At 66.5% G+C, this 17,719-nt stretch carries 18 protein-coding genes; 14 read left to right on the top strand and 4 right to left on the bottom strand.

The annotated features are described in order from the left end of the window. Window positions 1-25: 25 nt before the first annotated feature. Window positions 26-982 (top strand): HAMP domain-containing histidine kinase, encoded by a 957-nt coding sequence (locus tag H6717_23700; protein MCB9580052.1) that lies wholly within the window; start codon window positions 26-28, stop codon window positions 980-982. Continuing rightward, a complete protein-coding gene (locus H6717_23695; protein MCB9580051.1) occupies window positions 983-2,068 on the top strand; it encodes a HupE/UreJ family protein in 1,086 nt (361 codons plus the stop codon). Here the strand turns inward: H6717_23695 and H6717_23690 are convergent. Next, window positions 2,048-2,920: a CPBP family intramembrane metalloprotease gene (locus H6717_23690; GenBank protein MCB9580050.1), complete on the bottom strand. Its 873-nt coding sequence runs from the start codon at window positions 2,918-2,920 to the stop codon at window positions 2,048-2,050. The genes H6717_23695 and H6717_23690 overlap by 21 nt on opposite strands. Window positions 2,921-2,998: 78 nt before the next feature. On the opposite strand from H6717_23690, the gene H6717_23685 reads away from it, so the two are divergent. From H6717_23685 to H6717_23650, 8 genes are all read left to right on the top strand, one after another. Continuing rightward, on the top strand, window positions 2,999-3,808 hold the full coding sequence (locus H6717_23685; protein MCB9580049.1) for a hypothetical protein: 810 nt from the start codon (window positions 2,999-3,001) through the stop codon (window positions 3,806-3,808). A 40-nt stretch (window positions 3,809-3,848) separates the two neighbouring features. Beyond that, window positions 3,849-4,601, top strand: coding sequence for a biopolymer transporter ExbD (locus tag H6717_23680; GenBank protein ID MCB9580048.1), 753 nt, complete (start codon window positions 3,849-3,851; stop codon window positions 4,599-4,601). Between the two features lie 93 nt (window positions 4,602-4,694). Beyond that, window positions 4,695-5,300: a hypothetical protein gene (locus tag H6717_23675; protein ID MCB9580047.1), complete on the top strand. Its 606-nt coding sequence runs from the start codon at window positions 4,695-4,697 to the stop codon at window positions 5,298-5,300. 216 nt (window positions 5,301-5,516) lie between these two features. Continuing rightward, on the top strand, window positions 5,517-7,712 hold the full coding sequence (locus H6717_23670) for a protein kinase (protein MCB9580046.1): 2,196 nt from the start codon (window positions 5,517-5,519) through the stop codon (window positions 7,710-7,712). 14 nt (window positions 7,713-7,726) lie between these two features. Beyond that, a complete protein-coding gene (locus tag H6717_23665) occupies window positions 7,727-8,752 on the top strand; it encodes a hypothetical protein (GenBank protein MCB9580045.1) in 1,026 nt (341 codons plus the stop codon). Between the two features lie 348 nt (window positions 8,753-9,100). Further along, window positions 9,101-9,940, top strand: coding sequence for an RNA polymerase factor sigma-32 (locus H6717_23660; GenBank protein MCB9580044.1), 840 nt, complete (start codon window positions 9,101-9,103; stop codon window positions 9,938-9,940). A 12-nt stretch (window positions 9,941-9,952) separates the two neighbouring features. Further along, window positions 9,953-10,774, top strand: coding sequence for a 16S rRNA (cytidine(1402)-2'-O)-methyltransferase (gene rsmI, locus H6717_23655; protein MCB9580043.1), 822 nt, complete (start codon window positions 9,953-9,955; stop codon window positions 10,772-10,774). Window positions 10,775-10,833: 59 nt separating this feature from the next. Then, window positions 10,834-11,517, top strand: a complete 684-nt coding sequence (locus H6717_23650) for a hypothetical protein (protein MCB9580042.1) — start codon at window positions 10,834-10,836, stop codon at window positions 11,515-11,517. A gap of 3 nt (window positions 11,518-11,520) precedes the next feature. On the opposite strand, the gene H6717_23645 is transcribed toward H6717_23650, so the two are convergent. Next, window positions 11,521-12,096, bottom strand: a complete 576-nt coding sequence (locus tag H6717_23645) for a DUF3365 domain-containing protein (GenBank protein ID MCB9580041.1) — start codon at window positions 12,094-12,096, stop codon at window positions 11,521-11,523. 81 nt (window positions 12,097-12,177) lie between these two features. Here H6717_23645 and ffh point away from each other — a divergent pair, with 81 nt between their 5' ends. The 3 genes from ffh (at window position 12,178) to H6717_23630 (ending at window position 15,882) form a co-directional block, all read left to right on the top strand. Beyond that, the gene (gene ffh / locus H6717_23640; GenBank protein ID MCB9580040.1) at window positions 12,178-13,785 is read left to right on the top strand and encodes a signal recognition particle protein; all 1,608 of its coding nucleotides are present in this window, start codon (window positions 12,178-12,180) and stop codon (window positions 13,783-13,785) included. Continuing rightward, window positions 13,785-14,390: a hypothetical protein gene (locus H6717_23635; protein MCB9580039.1), complete on the top strand. Its 606-nt coding sequence runs from the start codon at window positions 13,785-13,787 to the stop codon at window positions 14,388-14,390. Before ffh ends, H6717_23635 begins: the two co-directional genes overlap by 1 nt. A 61-nt stretch (window positions 14,391-14,451) precedes the next feature. Further along, window positions 14,452-15,882, top strand: a complete 1,431-nt coding sequence (locus H6717_23630) for a carbohydrate-binding family 9-like protein (GenBank protein ID MCB9580038.1) — start codon at window positions 14,452-14,454, stop codon at window positions 15,880-15,882. A 1-nt stretch (window position 15,883) separates the two neighbouring features. Here the strand turns inward: H6717_23630 and H6717_23625 are convergent, their stop codons facing one another. Together H6717_23625 and H6717_23620 are read right to left on the bottom strand one after the other, a co-directional pair. Further along, a complete protein-coding gene (locus tag H6717_23625; protein MCB9580037.1) occupies window positions 15,884-16,276 on the bottom strand; it encodes a hypothetical protein in 393 nt (130 codons plus the stop codon). Window positions 16,277-16,293: 17 nt separating this feature from the next. Then, a complete protein-coding gene (locus H6717_23620; protein ID MCB9580036.1) occupies window positions 16,294-16,830 on the bottom strand; it encodes a zinc ribbon domain-containing protein in 537 nt (178 codons plus the stop codon). A gap of 210 nt (window positions 16,831-17,040) precedes the next feature. Here H6717_23620 and H6717_23615 point away from each other — a divergent pair, with 210 nt between their 5' ends. Continuing rightward, window positions 17,041-17,691, top strand: a complete 651-nt coding sequence (locus H6717_23615) for a hypothetical protein (GenBank protein MCB9580035.1) — start codon at window positions 17,041-17,043, stop codon at window positions 17,689-17,691. Window positions 17,692-17,719: the final 28 nt, after the last annotated feature.

Genomic DNA, 17,719 nt, shown 5'->3' with positions numbered 1-17,719 from the left:
CATAGACTGATGTAGTTTCCCGACCGTGGGGACGAAAAAGACCCTGGGAGTTGCGGCGCGGGCCGCCGTGGTGGCGATCGGATATGCCGTGGCGAGCGGCGCGTACATCGTGCTCAGCAGTGCCTGGGCCGGCGATGTCGCGCCCAATCCCGAGACTCAGACGGCGACCGAGATCACAAAGGGCCTCGGCTTCGTCCTGGTCACGGCGCTGCTGCTGTTCGTCGCCATGCGCCATCACCTGCGGCGCCTGGTGAGCATCGAGCGAGAGCTCGCGGCGGTCGAGGGGGAGACGGCGCGAGCGCACTATGCGACCAACGTGGCCGAGATCGCGTCGGCGCTGGCTCACGAAATGAAGAACATGGTGGGCGCGATGCGTTTGAACGTCGATCTGCTGCTAACCACGACGACCTCCAATGAGCAACGCGAGTCCCTCGAGGACCTCTCGCACGCGATACAGCGTCTCGACACGCTCAGCCGTGACTTGATGCAGCGAGCCACCCGGACGGACAGTCCTCGAGATGAAACCTGGTTCGCCTTGGACGAGCTCGCTCGCGACTGCGTCCAGCTCGTTGGGCTCGTGCGAAGGAGGCACCAGTGCAAGATCGAGTTGCGCGCAGAACCCGTGGAAGCCCTGGCTGACCGCCGCGATCTGGAGCAGGTCATCCTGAATCTGCTCACCAATGCAGTCGACGCCACGGACGCCCGAGGGCACGTGCGGCTCCAGGTGCACGGCGCCGACAGCCCCATCGCCCTGAGCGTGGAAGACGACGGCCCGGGTGTGCCTCGAGACCTCACTGAGCGCGTATTCGAGCCGCTATTCAGCACCAAGGCGAGCCGTGGCAGCGGAGTAGGGCTCGCGGTATCGCGGCGCCTGCTGGACCGAAGCGACGGCAACCTGACCCTCGCAAGGCCAGAAGACGGCCGCGGCGCGCGCTTCGAAGTGGCACTCCGCACGCGGCACGCCAGACGCAAAGCCGACTAGATGCTCCGCACGCTCGTTGCGTTGCTCGTCATCCTTTGGTCGAGCACAGCCTTGGGGCACCAGCTCGGCAGGAGCTATTGCACCGTGCGCACGGTCCCCGGCGGCGTGGACGTCACGGTGGAGACCACGGCGGCGCACCTGGTGCCGAGCCTGGGCCTTTCGTCGCGCACGCCCAGCGCAGAGGAGCTCCGAATGGCGCGGCCGCGGCTGTTCCAGCAGCTGGAGGATCGCGTGCAGGCTCGCACCCCCGGCGGTGCGTGCCAGGTCGAGCCCGGCAGTTACCAGATCGTCAGCCGCGAGGGCGAGCCCGCGGTCGCCGCCGAGCTTCACTTCGCGTGCCCAGCGGGGCCGGTCACGCTGCGCAACAGCTGGCGCCTCGACGTGGATCCGGCGAGCGAGAGCGTGTGCGCCATCGACGGCGCCGCCTGGGTCTTTCGCATCGGTGCCGAGGAGCGCGCCATCGGCACGCCCCCACGCATGACCTCCGTGCTCGGCTCCTTCGTGAAGCTCGGCATGCTCCACGTATTCTCCGGAGTCGACCACGTGCTGTTCGTGATCGCCCTGCTGGTGGCCGCGGCGCTGGTGTGCCGGCAGCGCTCCGTCGCCCGCGGCTATCGCAGCATGGCCGGCATCGTCACCGGCTTCACCCTGGGGCATTCCGTCACGCTCATCGCCGCCGGCCTCGGCTGGGTGCGCATGGACCCGCGCATCACCGAGAGCATCATCGCCCTGTCCATCGTCGTGGTGGGCATCGAGAACCTCGTCCGGCGCGACGCCCGCTTCCGCACCCTCACGGCCGCACTGTTCGGTCTTGTCCACGGCTTCGGCTTCGCGACCGTGCTCGCCGAAACGGAGCTCCCACGGCGAGGCGCCGTGTGGGCGCTGCTCTCCTTCAACGTCGGCATCGAGCTCGCCCAGCTCTGTATCGTCACCGTCGTGTTCCCGCTGCTCGCCCTGGCCGCGCGCCGCAAATGGTACGAGCGCGCGGTATTGGTACCAATATCAGCGGCCGTGGCCATCGTCGCCGCCATCTGGTTCGTGAAGCGCGCGACGGGAGCCAGCTTCTTACCCTGGCTCGGCAGCTGACGCGCGACGCTGGCGCAGGAGAACGGTCAATCCCAGACCGAACAGCACGAGGCCGAACAACACGGGCAAAGGCTCGATCTGACGATCCACGACCACGTCCGCGTAGCGCAGCGCCACCAGCACGGCTCCGTTGTAGATGCCGTGGGCCAGCATGCTGGTGATCAGGGAGCCCGTGCACAGACGAGCCAGCGCAAACCCCACACCCAGCAGCACGGTCCCCGCAGCCTGCGTCGGCTCCAAATGGAAGATGCCGAACAGCACGCTGGGAACGAGCACTGCGACCCAGAAGCGCTTTTCGAAGGCGGAGGTCAAAAAGCCACGAAACAGGATCTCCTCCGCGATCGCCGGCAACAGCGCGAGGCACACCAAGATCAATGCGAACTGTCCGGGCGTGGACCCCCGCGCCGCGGCGATGACGACCTTGGAAGCCGTGATGTCGTTCTGCACCACGCGATGCACGAGCTCACCCGCGACCTCCGCCAAGGGCGCGAGGCCGAACACCACCAGGAGCGCGCCCAAGAGCCCACCCGCGCTCGGCGTAGAAAGCGGCAGCACCGCGCGGCGCGGGGGCCGGAGCCACAGCCACCAGATCCCGACCGCCGTCAGGGTCGCCAGCTCGTTGGCGAGGGTGCCGAGAGCAATCCACAGCGGCTCGGCGACCAGCGGCGAGCGCTGCGGGTCGCCCAGCACCTTCACGGGATCGCCACCTCGAGCCGCCACCGAGGCCGCTGCCGCCGCTGCCATCGACAAGCTGGCAACCACCAACGCGAAGGCCGCCGTGAGCCACGCCAGGAAAGCGTGCAGCGGGGACGGAATCCGCCCACGCGTGGGGAGAACGCTCGGTGAGCTCACGGTGCTTTCACGAGCGTACCATCACGGTAGGTTTGTCGCCGAATAGGGTGGCCTGAGCTATCGTCCAACGTCGAAGCCATGGCCTTGATCCATCGAACCCTGCCCTTCCTCCTGCTTTTTGCCGCCGCCACCGCCTGCTCCAGCAAGAAGTCCGGCACCGCAGCAAAGGACCCCTACGCGACGGAAGCCGAGTTCTGCACGCTGTGGGCCAAAGCCGCCTGCAACAAGACCGTTGTTGGCCAGTGCTCCGGGGGCGGAACGGACACCGCCGCTTGTGTGGACGCGCAGTCGGCCTTTTGCCTCTCGGCGCTGCCGGCCAACTACACGTCGGACGGGGACAACGCCAAGGCCTGCGTGGAAGCCGTCAAGAAGGCTTACTCGGACGCCAAGCTCACGGCGGCAGAGGTCTTGGTGGTCCGCAACTTCGCGGCGCCCTGCAACGTGCTCAGCAACGGACCTTCTGGCGAAGGCGAAACCTGCTCCCAGCGCTCGGATTGCGACACCCTCTCGGGCTACGACTGCATCATCCGCCCCGGAGAAACCCAGGGCAGCTGCCAAATCCCAGTCATGGCCAGCGGCGGCGACCCCTGCTCCGACGCCAATGTGGTGTGTCCCGACACGCACTATTGCGACGGCAACAACTGTCTGACGCGGGCCGCCGTGGGCGCCTCCTGCGGTGCCGACAAGCCCTGCGCGCAAGATCTGCAGTGCCTCGGCCTCAGCGGCACCGAAACCTGCCAGACAAAGGCCGGAAACTCGGAATCCTGTACCGATAGTAGCGGCTGTCAGAGCGGTCTGTGCTCCATCGCCCAGGGCGCAAGCTCCGGTATTTGTGTGAACGACCTACCGCTCGGCCCCACCGAGCCCCTCTGCAACGACCTGCGCTAACACTTGACCCCTCGGGCGCGCGCCGCTTGAAATCCTCGCGATGCGCCTTTCCATCCCGGTCCTCGTCGGTGTGGCTCTCGTAGCCTTCGGCTGCGACGACAAGCCGCAAAAGAATCCCTTCGATCCACCACCCAAGGAAACGAAGGAGCCGCCGCCCATCACCGAGGTTCCGAAGCCCAAGGGTCCCCCGGAGCTGGCCATCGACGACATGGGTCCCAAGGTCGGCTTCACGCGCATCTTGCTCGACAAGCCGGAGGGCAAGAGCAAGCTCGAGAAAGAGCTCCAGGACAACAAGGCCGCCTACGACGGCAAGGAGGCCACGCTCTCCATCGTGCGCAAGGCGAAGATGTCCTGGGTCGTGACCATGGTGCAGGAGCTCGCGGACATCGGTGCCACCAAGATCCTCATCAAGACCGACACCCGCGAGGAGTATCCGAAGGAGTTGCCCTTTACGCCTCAACGCTCGGTTCCGGAAGCTGCGCCCTGCTCCGTCGTCGGCATGGTGCTCGACGATCGCGGCACCGCCATCTGGAAGCTGTCCGGGGGCACCGCCAGCAAGCGCGCCAAGGGCTTCGCCGGTCCCGATCTGACCATGACGGGCGAGACCATCGAGCGCTACGCGAAGGCGTGCAAGCAATCGAGCATCTTCTTCGTTTCCGCCGCGGATGGCATCGAGTGGGGTCTGGCCTACGATCTCGCGGCGTCCACGCAGAAGCTCGAAGGCAAGCCGCTGACCAGCATCGTGCTCCTCACGGAGACGCCCACCGCTGGCCGCCCCGTGAAGCTTCAGTGATTTCTTGTCGGTCCGGCGCGATTCCCGTCGCGCCCCGACACCCCTGACGGATGCGGGATGCGCTTTTTCCGCAGCGCGTTATAGTCGCGCCCCGTGAAGTTCCGAACCCTGCTCCTGGGCCATCACGACGACCACGCCAGAGCGCGCATCAGCGAAACGCTGGACCGCATGGATCCACAGAGCCGGCTGTGGACGGTGATGAGCATCAAGCCGGAAGAGCAACGCTTGCTGTGGGAGATGTTCGCCGAAGACGCCGTCGACGCCGGTCACTTCGTTCCCTCGGGCACGGAGCCGCTGCTGGAGGTCATCCATCACGGCAAGAACTCGCTGCCCGCGCACAACTTCTTCCAGAAGCGGTTCTGTCTGTCGGACGACGAGTCCGGGGACCTCTACGGCTACAACCACCAGTCCCTCGATTGGGCCACCGGGCCCGGCTACTACGTGGCTCACGGCACGGACGACGAGAAGGACCCGCCCACGGGGTACGTCATCGACTACACCCGCACCCCGCCGAAGAAGCCCGACAGCTGGCCCGAGATCATTCCCAACGAGGCCAAGCTCGGTCGCTTCGTGTATGCCCACATGAAGGACTACATGCGCAAGGTCAGCGAGCACATGAGCATCGGGCGGGCCTACAAGCACGGCAAACCGATGAACGCCTGGTTCGTGCTCTGCCGCGAGGATCGACAAGACGGGTGAAAGCCGACGTAGCCGGGAATTTCCGACAAAGCGCGGGAGCCGCCGGCGCAAAGTGAGCCAAAATCCGGGATTCGGAGTATCGTGGAGCCAATGGCTTTGGGGTCCGGTTCCGGCGGTTCACGCACACTAGGCCGCTACGAGCTCATCGCCGAGGTGGCCAAGGGTCAGCTCGGCGCACTTTGGGCTGCGCACAGTCCTGAATCCGAGGATTCGAGCGTGGTCATGATTCGCCGGGTGCCGACGTCTGCACCGGTCACACCCGACGAAATCGACCATCTGTCCGAAGGAGCGTGGTGGTCGCTGGAGGTACAGCACCCGACGCTGGCGAGAGCTGCGGACGTGGTGATGACCGACGGCGAGCTGGGCATCGTGATGCCCTACGCCGAGGGCGAGGTGCTGCGGTCGCTGCTCCGGCTCTCGAGCTTCAAGCGCAAGGCGATCCCGGTGCCGGTGGCGTTGAAGATCGCTCTGGAAGTGCTGGATGCCGTGCATCAGGCGGACACCCAGGCGATGCCGCACACGGGCGGCGGCTCCAGCTACGGTCTCGGCGGTCTGGTGCCGGACAGCGTCCTCGTGTGTCGCAACGGTTCCGTGCGCCTGCTGGACTTTGGCGTCGCCGGACCCGCCACCAAGGTGGGACCGCTTTCGCGCCACCCCGAGATGGCCGCCTACGCGTCTCCCGAGCAGCTCGACGGCGAAACGCTGGACCTGCGCGCCAACCTCTACGCCGTGGGGGTGATGCTCTGGGAGATGCTCGCGGGCAAGCGCCTGTACGTGGGCTCGACCCACTCGGCGGTGTCCGACAAGGTGAAAGCCGGCACGACACAACGCGTGGACGCGACCAAGCCCGTCGGCGGCGACGACATCCCGTCGAGCGTGGCCGATGTCGTCGAAAAAGCGATAAGCCCCTCCCGAGACGAGCGCTACCAGTCCGTGGAAGAGATGGTCGAAGCGCTGCGGGGCGCCGCGGACGTCGCCACGGTAGAAGACGTCGCGAAGCTGGTCGAGGACCTGGCCGGGAACACGCTGTCCACCCGCCAGAAGGTCATCGATCGCGCGACCGGCGCGGCCAAGAGCGCGTCGCGTCCGGAACGCAAGTCGATCGCAGATCGCGCTCCGCCAGCGCGGCCCAAGCCGCCGGCTCCGGCAGCGGCCCCGCCGCCTCCCCAAGGCGGCCGCAAGGCCACGCTCCTCGGCATCGCTCCCGTGGGCGGTGGAGCACCGGTTCCGCCACCACCGCCTCCACGGCAGAAGATGGAGTCCCTCGATTCCGAGCTGCTCGAGATCGTAGCCCCCTCGGATCCGCCCCCCGGTGGAGAAGAGGATATCGAGGTGAAGAGCCTGATGCCGGAGGACCTGGTGTCGGTACGCTCGCCCAGTGTCCCGGAGGTTTTGGAGCCGCCGAAGGCCGTCGAACCGCCGCCCAAGCCACCCGAGGCGTCTCCCAAGCCACCCGAGGCGTCTCCCAAGCCACCCGAGGCGTCTCCCAAGCCACCCGAGGCGTCTCCCAAGCCACCTGAGGCGTCTCCCAAGCCACCCGAGGCGTCTCCCAAGCCGCCGGAAGCCAAGGACGAGACCCGCGAGCACTTGAAGACCCAGATGTTGGGCTCTCCGACGCCCACGGCGGAGGCAGTGGAAGAGCCGGCCGCCAGCGAAGACGAGCCCGCGCCGATCTCGCTTCAGATTGCGATCGAGAGCGACGAGCCGGAAGTCGCGGACGAGCCCCCGAAGCTCATGGACGTCCTCAAGGCGTCCCCTGCGCCGGAGCCTGAAGCCAAGAAGGAAACGGAAAAGGCAACCGCAAGCGAGAGCGCCAAGGAGCCTGAAAAGAAGCCGGCGCAAAAGGACGAGGCGAAGGAGTCCGAAGAGAAGGACGAAAAGAGCTCCGCCGTCGCCTGGATCGCGCCGCCGGGTGCATCCCTCGACGACGCTCCCCCCCGCAAGGACAAGGACGCGGAAGACAAGGCCGAAGCACGCGAGGACGACGACGAGGACGAGGAGCCCATGCCTCCTTCCATCGTCGACGAGCGGACGCAGAAGGCCCGCAGGTACGTGTTCGGCATCGTGGGAGGCGCAGCCGCTCTGTTGCTCATCGCCGTGGTGGCGTCCGCGTTGAAGGGCGGAGACGAAAAGCCGAAGGGCGAAGAGAAGCCGGCGACGAGCGCGGCGGCCACCACCAAGCCCGAACCGAGCGCGGCACCCGCCCCATCTCCTGCGCCCACGCCTTCGGCAACGGTAGAAGAAGAGAAGACCGAGCCGGAAGAAGACGCTGGCGCAGTGGAAGAAGAAAAGACCGAGCCGGAAGAAGAGAAGCCGGTGGCAGAGACTCCGAAACCGAAGCCGGTCTATAATCCCAAGCCCCGGCCTCGTCCCAAGCCCAAGCCCAAGCCGTTCGTCCCGAAAGGCATCTGAGCAGGAACCCAGCCATGCGCGAATCCAACCGATCTCACAAGCTCTCCGCCTTGATCCTCGGCGCCTCGCTGTGCCTGGGCGCCGTCTCGTTCACGGGCAGCGCCTTCGCCCAGGGCGCGAACCTGGAAAGCGCCACGGCAGAACAGAAGAGCACGGCGCAGAAGGCATTCATCGCCGGCGCCAAGGCCGCGGAGAAGGGTGACCACGAGGCAGCCCTCGCGTCCTTTCGCGAATCCTACGGCGCCGTTGCCAGCCCCAACTCCCACCTCATGGTCGCGCGCGAGCTGGTGGCGTTGAACCGCCTCGAAGAAGCCTACGTCGAGTTCGACAACACCATCCCGGAGGCCGAAGCCGCCGCCAAGGTCGACGCGAAGTACGAGCAAGCGGCGACGGCAGCGCAGAAGGAGCGCGACGACCTCGCTGCCAAGCTGGCGCTGCTCACGCTCAACGTCAGCGGGACCGCTCCTGGAGACGTGGTCAAGGTCCGAGGCAAGGAGATCCCCCAAAGCGACTGGAGCAAACCGTTGCCCGTAATGCCGGGCATGGTGCGCGTGGAGCTGGTGCAAGCGTCTGGCAAGGAGACGGTCAAGGAGATCAACGCGGAAGCGGGAAGCGCCCCGACGATCGATTTGGCCCCGGAGGTGGCCGCGCCGCCTCCCCCGCCCAAGGACGAGGGCACGAAGGTGTCCACGGACTCCAGCAAGTGGGACATGCGCACGTGGTCCTACGTGGCCGGCGGCGTGGGTGCCGCAGGCATCGTCACCTTCGGTGTGTTCGGGCTCCTGAACAACTCCAAGCACAGCAAGCTGGAGGACGAGTGCAAGAACGGCGTGTGTCCCTCGTCCCTCGAGAGCGACAAGAACACCGGGCAGACGTACCAAACGGTCGCCAACGTCGGCTTGGTCGTCGGCATCGTGGGCCTCGGCACCGGTACGGCGCTGTATCTCCTCAGCGACAAGAAAAAGGAGAAGTCCGCTCTGTCCACCGTACCGCGCGTGGACATCGGCCCGCGCTCCGTGAGCGTGTCCGGCACGTTCTGACGCCGCGACAATCCCGCTTCCCCACGCGCTGCGCTTGACGCCGCGGCAGCTGAGACACACCCTCAGGGGCCTTCGAGCGCGCGGAGATCCTGAGTGGCCGCCAAGAAAAAGCCGAAAACACGTTCGAAATCCAAGCGAGTGACCCGTGACTCGGAGCCCCCGGAGACGCGTTTGGACGCCGACGGCGAGGACTCGGACGAAGAATCGGAAGAATCGGAGGATCTGTCGGACGACGCTTTGGCGGACGAGGCCGTCATCGACACCACCGCAGAGGTGATTGACGACACCAGCGTTCCGGCCAAGGCGCAGAAGGGCAAGACCTCCGGGTCGCTCGCGCGGCTCGATCCAATGGCCGCGTACATGCGCGAGGTCCAGCGCCACTCGCTGCTGACACCAGATGAAGAGCACACCCTGGCCGTGCGCTACGCCGAGACCGAGGACGTGGATGCAGCGGCGAGGTTGGTGACCGCGAACCTGCGTCTGGTCGTCAAGATCGCGTACGAGTACCGGCGCGCCTACCGCAACATGATGGACCTGGTGCAGGAGGGGAACATCGGGTTGATGCAAGCGGTCAAGCGCTACGACCCCTACCGTGGCGTCAAGCTCTCCAGTTACGCCGCGTGGTGGATCCGCGCCTACATCCTGCGCTTCATCCTCAACAACTGGCGCATGGTGAAGATCGGCACCACCCAGGCGCAGAGAAAGCTGTTCTTCAATCTCAGCAAGGAGAAGGCGAAGCTCACGGCCATGGGCATCGAGCCCTCGCACGCGGAGATCGCCAAGCGGCTCAACGTGGAGGAGAAGGAAGTGCGGGAGATGGATCGCCGCCTCTCCCGCGCGGACGCTTCGCTGGACGCGCCGGTGGGCGAGTCGGACGGCCGTCAAACCAGCCGCGTGGAGCTTCTGCCGGCATCCTCCGCCAGCCCGGACCAGCTCGCCGAGAGCCACGAGATCCAGGACATCGTGCGCCAGCGGCTGGAGGAGTTCCGCAAGACGCTCAGCGGCAAGGACATCGCCATTTTCGACAAGCGACTTGCCGCGGAGGACGACCCAATGACGCTGCAGGAGCTCGGTAACGAGTTCGGCGTGTCGCGCGAGCGGGTCCGTCAGCTGGAAGCGCGCTTGGCCGGGCGGCTCCGGGAGTACCTGCGCGAGACGCTGGGTGATGCCGTGGGCGTCAGCGGCTAGTCCGAATCGCCGTTGGCCACGCTCTTCATCGTCGGCACGCCGATCGGCAATCTGTCGGACGTCACGCTGCGCGCCATCGAGACGCTGAAGAGCGTCCCTCGCGTGTACGCCGAAGACACGCGTCGAACCCGGGCGTTGCTCTCCCACCTGGGGATCACCAAGAAGACGTTGGTGGCACTGGACGCCCATGCTTCGACGCGCGCCATCGAGGGCGCGCTCCAGCTGCTCCTCGAAGGTGAGAGCGCCGCGTTGGTCACGGACGCCGGCATGCCGAGCGTGAGCGATCCGGGCGCCGCCTTGGTTCGTGAAGCAACGGCCCGCGGCATCGCCGTCAGTGTCATCCCCGGCCCAAGCGCCGTGACCACCGCCGCGGCTCTTTCGGGGTTGGTGGAGAGCAGCTTCTGGTTCGTGGGGTTTCTGCCGCGACGCGGCGGCAAGCGCAGAGAGCTGCTCGAGCGCATCGCGCACTGTCCGGACCCCGTGCTGCTGTTCGAAGCGCCGAACCGCACCGCTGCGACGCTCGAGGATCTCGCCGCGCTGTGCCCAGAGCGCAGCGCGGTCGTGTGCCGCGAGCTCACCAAGCTCCACGAAGAGGCGCGCCGCGGCACCGTGGCGGAGCTGTCCAAGGAGCCGACGTGGCGCGGTGAGATCACGCTGGTGCTGGGCGTCGGCGGAGACGCACCGGTGCGCGTATCGGAGACGGACATCGACGCGCGCATCGACGAGCTATTGACGAGCGGTTCGTCCGCGAAGGATGCAGCCCGGGAGCTGGCGCGCGAGACCGGTTTGTCGCGCCGGGAGCTCTACGAACGCGTCGTCGCGCGCAAGCCGTGATTGTGGGCGTCGCGCTCGGTTCCGCGGCGGACCGACAAGACCTCGGCTATGGTGAAGCCATGGACGTTCGCGCGAAAGCCCTGCTGTTGGCGCTCTCCCTCGCGCTAGCGGGCTGCCCCAAGAGCTCGCCACCGGCGCCCGCCGTTTCCGTGCCCGATGCGCCGCCTTCGGCGACGATTGCGGATGCCGTTCCCGATGCGTCCACGCCAACGGATTCCGGAGCCGCTCGTTCGGAGCTGCCGGAACCCTTCACGCTGCTCGCTGGCGCGTGCCCCGCTCCGGATGCAGGGCGCCGAGGAAGCACCGTGTTTTGCGATGCCAGCGGGCGCGTCACCGGCGTGTGGGCGATGGTCGACACGGTTCAGGGCATTCCTCCCGCGAGCGCCGAGGTGATTCACGAAAGCGCGAGCGACGGCGGAATGCCGGGACGAAGCCTGGTGCTCGCGCTGGAAGGCGAGCGGCTGTGGTTCTCGTTGGTGAGCTGCGGCAGGTGTCGGCGGGTGCTCGGTTGGTCTTTCGGCGGCGACTTGCCCAAGCTGACGGACGAGCAACTGCACGTGGTGCAGCAGCGCCTGGGCCTGCCGAGCGACCCTCCGCTCAGAACCGCCGCGGCATGGCGCACGGCGATGGCACAGGGCACGACCCTGGTGAAGAAGCCGCTGTCGGCGCCGCCGGGCGTTCCTGGAGCGTGCATCAACGCGCGACCCGACAAGCCGTTGCCGGCGATCTGCAACGACCTGTGAGTGCTACTTCTTGGCGAGCCGAACCCACACCACGCCCCGCAGGCTGCCCAGCTCGAACCCCGTCGCCTGATCCGTGGGGTATCGCTGCTCGAGGGCCGTCCGCACCGCGGGCGTGAGCTCTTCCATCTTGCCATGACAGGTCACGCACAGCCCTTCGGTTGCGATGGGCAGGACCACGCCAACGTCATCCTTCAAGTCGTAGGCAGCCGGCGCCAGGTCTCGGACCATCTTGCCCGCCGCGCCATCGAGGTAGTCCTTGACCCATGGGCTCGGGGCGTTCCTCGGATTGCGCAAGCGGGTGCTGCTACGTCCGATCTTCACGCCGTGGCGAGCCCCCACCTCCGCGCTGAGCTTCTCCGCTTCCTTGGCGCACACGTCGATGGCGCTGTCCGGCCCGTCCTTCATGGCGGCCGTGAGACGGCCCCCGAGGGTCTTCTTGAGATCGGCGGCGGCGGCCCGTGCCACGGCGAGGCGCCCCTTCAGGGCCTCGGGCACCGGGTCGAGGCGGTTGGGCTCGTCACGACACGCCGTCAAGGTGGCAAACAGGGCCAGAAGGGGGATCCACCGGCGGGGGCTCATGGGGCGAGATGTAGCGCGGTGGGGCCAAACCGCCCGATTGTCCATGACCCCCGGCAGTTGTGGTAATACCCGCAGCCTGTCGTGTTCGAGGCGCTGACCAAAGGATTTCGCGAGGCGCAAAACCGTCTCGCGGGGCTCACCGAGCTCAACGAAAACAACATCAAGCCCGCACTGCGCGAGGTTCGGCTGTCGCTATTGGAGGCGGACGTCGAGCTGGGTGTGGTGAAGCGGTTTCTGGCCCGCGTGGAGCAGAAGGCTCTGGGCCAGACCGTACAGACCCGCGTGAAGGCGGGCGGCGAGACCCACAAGGTGGCCGCCGGCGATCAGTTCGTGAAGATCTGTCACGACGAGCTGGTCGACATGATGCGCACCGACGGCGAGCCCGTCGCCTTCGCGGACAAGGGCCAGCGCACCGGCGTCATGATGGTCGGCCTTCAAGGCTCCGGTAAGACCACCACGTCGGCCAAGCTCGCGCGTTGGTTCGACAAGCAGGGCAAGAAGCCGCTGCTCGTGGCCGCCGACATGCAGCGCCCCGCCGCCGTGGAGCAGCTCAAGGTGCTAGGCGAGCAGATCGGCGTGCCGGTCTTCAACATCCCGGACGCGAGCCCCGTGGACATCTGCGCCAAGGCGGATGCCGAGGCGAAGAAGCTCGGTTGCGACGTCGTCATCTACGACACCGCCGGCCGCCTCGCGATCGACGAAGCTCTGATGGAAGAGCTTTCCAAGATCAAGTCGGCGATCGAGCCCGAAAACATCTACCTGGTCGTCGACGCGATGATCGGCCAGGACGCGGTGCAGACCGCCAAGAGCTTCAACGAGCGCTTGGGGATCACCGGCGTGGTGCTGACCAAGCTGGACGGCGATGCGCGCGGCGGCGCAGCGCTCTCCGTGCGCGAGGTCACCGGCGCTCCCATCGCCTTCATGGGCTTGGGAGAGACCACGGACAAGCTGGACGTGTTCCGTCCGGAAGGCATGGCCAGCCGCGTGCTGGGCATGGGCGACGTGGTCGGCCTGATTCAGGACTTCGAAGAGGTCATCGACCAAAAGAAGGCCGAGGAAGACGCCCTGCGCATGATGAGCGGGGAGTTCACCTTGGACGACTTCCTCAATCAGGTGCGCACCATCCAGCAAATGGGCTCGCTCAAGGACCTGGTCGAGAAGATCCCCGGCATGGGCGGGATGATGCCGCCGGGCGTGAACTTGGACGACAAGGAGCTCGTCCGCATCGAGGCCATGATCCAATCCATGACGCTTCAGGAGCGTCGCGATCCCCACGCCTTGGTGCGCGAGCCCAGCCGCGTGAAACGCATCGCGAAGGGCTCCGGCCAGCCCGAGGTGGGCGTCAGCGAGCTGGTGCAGAAGTTCCTGTTCATGAAGCAAATGATGGGCGGCCTGGGCGGGGACATGGGACTGCTCGGCCGCATCCCCGGGCTGAAGGGCATGGCGCAGGCGCGCAACATGCGCAAAGCCATGAAGAGCGGGCAGTTCCCGGGAATGCCGGGAATGCCGGGAATGCCGGGAATGCCCGGCATGGGATTTCCGGGAATGGGCATGCCGGGCATGGGGTTGCCGGGCATGCAGGCGGAGACGCCGCGCATGCGCCAGCTCAGCAAGTCCGAGAAGAACGCGCGCAAGAACCAACGCAAGCGCGAGCGTGCGGCGCGCAAGAAGAGCAAGGGGAAGAAGTGATGAGAGCGTGGGTCATCGTGATGGGGCTCCTGGCCACGGTCGGGTGCGCGGACAAGCCTCAAAAAGCCCCGGAGCCGGTGCCAGCCGCCCTCGCGACCCACGTGCTCGACGACATCCCCAGCGATCTCACGGATCGGACCTTCATCGACTTCGGTGGCAAGGTTCACATCGTGGGGGCAAAGCTGACGCCGGCCGGCATCGTGCGGCCGGGAGAGAAGATGCGGCTCGTCCTCTACTGGCGATCGGTGGAGCCACTGACGCCGGGGTGGAGCCTGTTCACCCACGTGGTGAATGCCCGCGGGCAGCGGCTGGAGAACGTGGACAATGTCGGTCCGCTGCGGGAACGGGGTGCCAGCGGCACGCAAGCGCTCCCGCCCAGCGCGTGGCAACCTGGAAAGGTGTACGTGGACGAGCAAGAGTTCGAGATGCCGCGCGGCGTCAGTGATCCCGAGGTCACCGTCGTGGTCGGCGTCTGGAAGGGGAACGCTCGTCTGAGCGTGATCAGTGGACCGTCGGATCGCGAGAACCGCGCGATCATCGCCCACGTGAAGACCGGGGTTCGACCGGCGAAGCCGGTGGCCCAGAACGCGCCCGAGCAGAAGTAGCTCAGCGAGGCGTGGGAGCGCGGCGGTGCACCGCCGCGGCTCGAGCATTCAGGAGGAATCGATGCGACGCACCATCACGAGCGCACTGCTTCTCGCAGCGTTTGCCATGACCGCCTGCGTAGGCGGCTCCAACGATACGAGCAAGGAAGACAAAGAGCGCCTCAAGTCCTTCGTCTTGGACAAGGCACCGGAAAACATGCCGGTGAAGCTCAACATCAACTTCGACGACAAGCTGACGCTGCTCGGCTATCGCATCGAGCCCACCGGTACGGTGAAGCCTGGCCAGAAGGTCAAGGTGATCATGTACTGGCACAGCGACAGCAAGCTGGACGACGGCTGGAATTTGTTCACCCACGTGCTGGACGGTTCCGGTGAGCGCATCCTGAACATCGACAACGTCGGTCCCATCCGGGAGTGGCGGGGCTCCCACCAGGCGCTGAATCCCAGCAACTGGGAGCCCGGCAAGGTGTACGTGGACGAGCAGGAGTTCGTCGTTCCCAACAACGTCAAGACGAGCAAGATCCAGCTCGTCACCGGTGTGTGGAAAGGGAATGACCGCCTGAAGATCAAGGCGGGACCTCGTGACAGCGAGAACCGCGGCATCGTCGCCAACATCCCCACGGGCGTGAGCGCCGCCAAGCAGCCGGCAGCCAACACCCGCGTTCCCACCCTCCGCGTGGACAAGCTCGAGAAGGGCACCAAGATCAAGATCGACGGCAAGCTCGACGAAGAGGCCTGGCGCGCCGCACCGATGGCGGGGCCCTTCGTGGACGTGAAGACCGGTCGCCCGAACACCAGCTTTCCCGTCAACGGTAGCGTGAAGGTGCTGTGGGACGACGACGGCATCTACCTGGGCTTCGACGTGAAGGACCAGGACGTGATTGGCGGCTTCAAGAAGAAGGACAAGGACCCCCACCTGTGGACGAAGGACACGGTGGAGGTGATGGTCGACCCCGACGGCGACGGGGACAACAAGGACTATTACGAGATCCAGATCAACCCGCAGAACCTCGTGTTCGATTCCCAGTTCGACGCCTACAACTCGCCCAAGAAGGAGCCGGACGGCCCCTTCGGCCACCAAGAGTGGTCGGCGAAGCTGAAGAGCGCGGTCACCGTGGACGGCACGTTGGACAAGCCCGAGGACAAGGACAAGGGCTACGTGGTCGAGGCGATGATCCCGTGGAAGTCCTTCGACAAGGCCAAGCAAGCGCCGCCCAAGATTGGCGATACCTGGCGCATGAACTTCTACGCGATGCAGAACAATGGCGGCGTCGCGTGGTCTCCCATCTTGGGGCAAGGCAACTTCCACAAGGCGACGCGCTTTGGAAAGGTGCTGTGGGCGGAGAAGGGCTACGTGCCTCCGACGGCAGCGCCCACTTTGGCGCCGGCGCCCGTGGCGCCGGGCGTTCGCGGCATCGTGGCGCCGCCGGGCTTCCGCGCCATCCCAAACCTGACCCTGCCCAAGGGTGGCCCTCAGCCCCCGAAGAAGTGAGTCACAGTCCGTAGCGCCGACGAAGCTCGCCTTCGAGGTCGGCGCACTTGCCGGTGAGCTCCTTGGCCTTCTTCACGTCGCGTTCAGCGACTTCGAGGAGCTTGCCGGCAGACTCCGCGGTCTCGACGCCGGCGTCCTGCTCCAGGCTGCGCGCCACCGCGTGGGTCTTGCTCACCCCCGAAATGTGGGCGGCATACGCGTTGGCGCACAGGGTCTGGAGCTCGCAGGCGGGGGTGGCGCCACAGTCCACCGCTCTGAGCGCCGCGAGTCGCGGGCCCTTGGCAGCTTCGTCCGCCTCCCGCAGCTCTCCCACGGCGAAGGAGACCCGCTCCACAGCGGCGCGTTCCGCCTGCTTCTTCTCGTCGTTGCAGCCAACGCCGGCGACGAGCAGCAAACAAAGCAGCGCGCGCTTCAGTCCGCGGCCTTGGGCGGCGGACCCATCTGGATACGCTCGCCAATGTAGGCGCCGATCAACGTGAACAGCACTCCGAGGGCACCCATCAGGATGTACATGAAGGCCGGCATCGTCTTCACGGTCTGGGAGCGGAAGAGCAGGAACGCGGTCGGGATGGCGATCAAGAAGGACGCCACGACCGGCTCGATGAAGGTCTTGCCGGGTGAGATGAGACCCACCAAGAGGCCCGCGACGAACCACACGGGGATCGCCATGATCATGCCGGCAGAGCCCTCGAAGTCGAGCGCGGGCACGACCATCGGCAAGCCCATGACGATGGCGGCGGTGAGCACGCCCATCACCACCAGCGATACCCCGAACCAGAGCGGGCTGAAGCCCTCCTGCTGGTAGCGCCGCTCCAGCTCTTCCTGGCGGGAGAGCACGCGCTTGAGGTCATCGATCTTGGCGCCGCAGGAAACACAACGGTTGTTGGGCAGCGGGGCCGTGTTCTTGAAGCCACAGGAAGGGCAGATGATCTTTTTGACCTGAGCCATCCGAAAAGTGCCTGTCGGCTAGGGGGCTTACGCCCGTCGACGGAGGACACTCTCGCACAGATCGCGGGCCACTGGAAACGCGGTGGTACGGCCCCCGGAGCGTCCGTTCACCCTCCTTTGGGACCCATTCCGCGCTATACCGACGGAAGTGGCTCCTTCCAGGCCGGAACCTGGGCCGTATCGGCGTTGTCGGAGCCTTTCGTCCCAACCATGAGCCGCCCGCCCGACACCGCAGAGCTGCCATCCCTGGCACTTCCCGCGAGGGATCCCGATCTCGAGGCCCTGCCGGAGCCGCGCCGGCCCGGGCGCCGGCTCACTCTCGTGAGCATGAGCGTGACGGCGCTGGTGGCCCTGGCAATGGCGTGGACGCTGAGCGGTGAGGCCGCCTACAGCCTGGAAGCCGGTCCCCCGAAGGACCTCGGGAACTTGAGCGAGCTACAGCCTTCGGCGGCGCTCGCCAATACCTGGGTGCATGGTGAGGCACTACTGGGTTCGTCTCAGGCCATCCGCTACCACCGGCCGCTGGAAAGCGACTCCTACCGCCTCGCGCCGGTCGCGGGAAACGACAAGATCTGGGTGCAGATCCGGGTGCCCGAGGGCATGGAGGGTCCGCGCTTCGTACCACCGACGTCGTTCGTGGGTCGCTTCGTGCCGGTGGGCAGCGCTGGGCTCCGGCACTCGGGCCTGGACGACGCGGTGGAATCCGCAGGCGCCGGAAAGATGCCGGCGGACGCCTGGTTGTTGGTGGACGCGGAGGCCCCCAGCACCACCCGTTGGGCCATTGGTTTGGTGGTGATGTTCATCGGGTTTGCCGCCTTCAACCTGTACGGCCTGACCCGCCTGCTCCGGCGGACCGGCTGACAGCCGCCAGCGCCCGCGGTATGGACCG

This window comes from Polyangiaceae bacterium (assembly GCA_020633235.1).
In the GTDB taxonomy this organism is placed as follows: Bacteria; Myxococcota_A; Polyangia; order Polyangiales; family Polyangiaceae; genus JACKEA01.
Note: the sequence above shows the minus strand (reverse complement) of the source record. Positions and strands in the feature narration are given on the sequence as shown.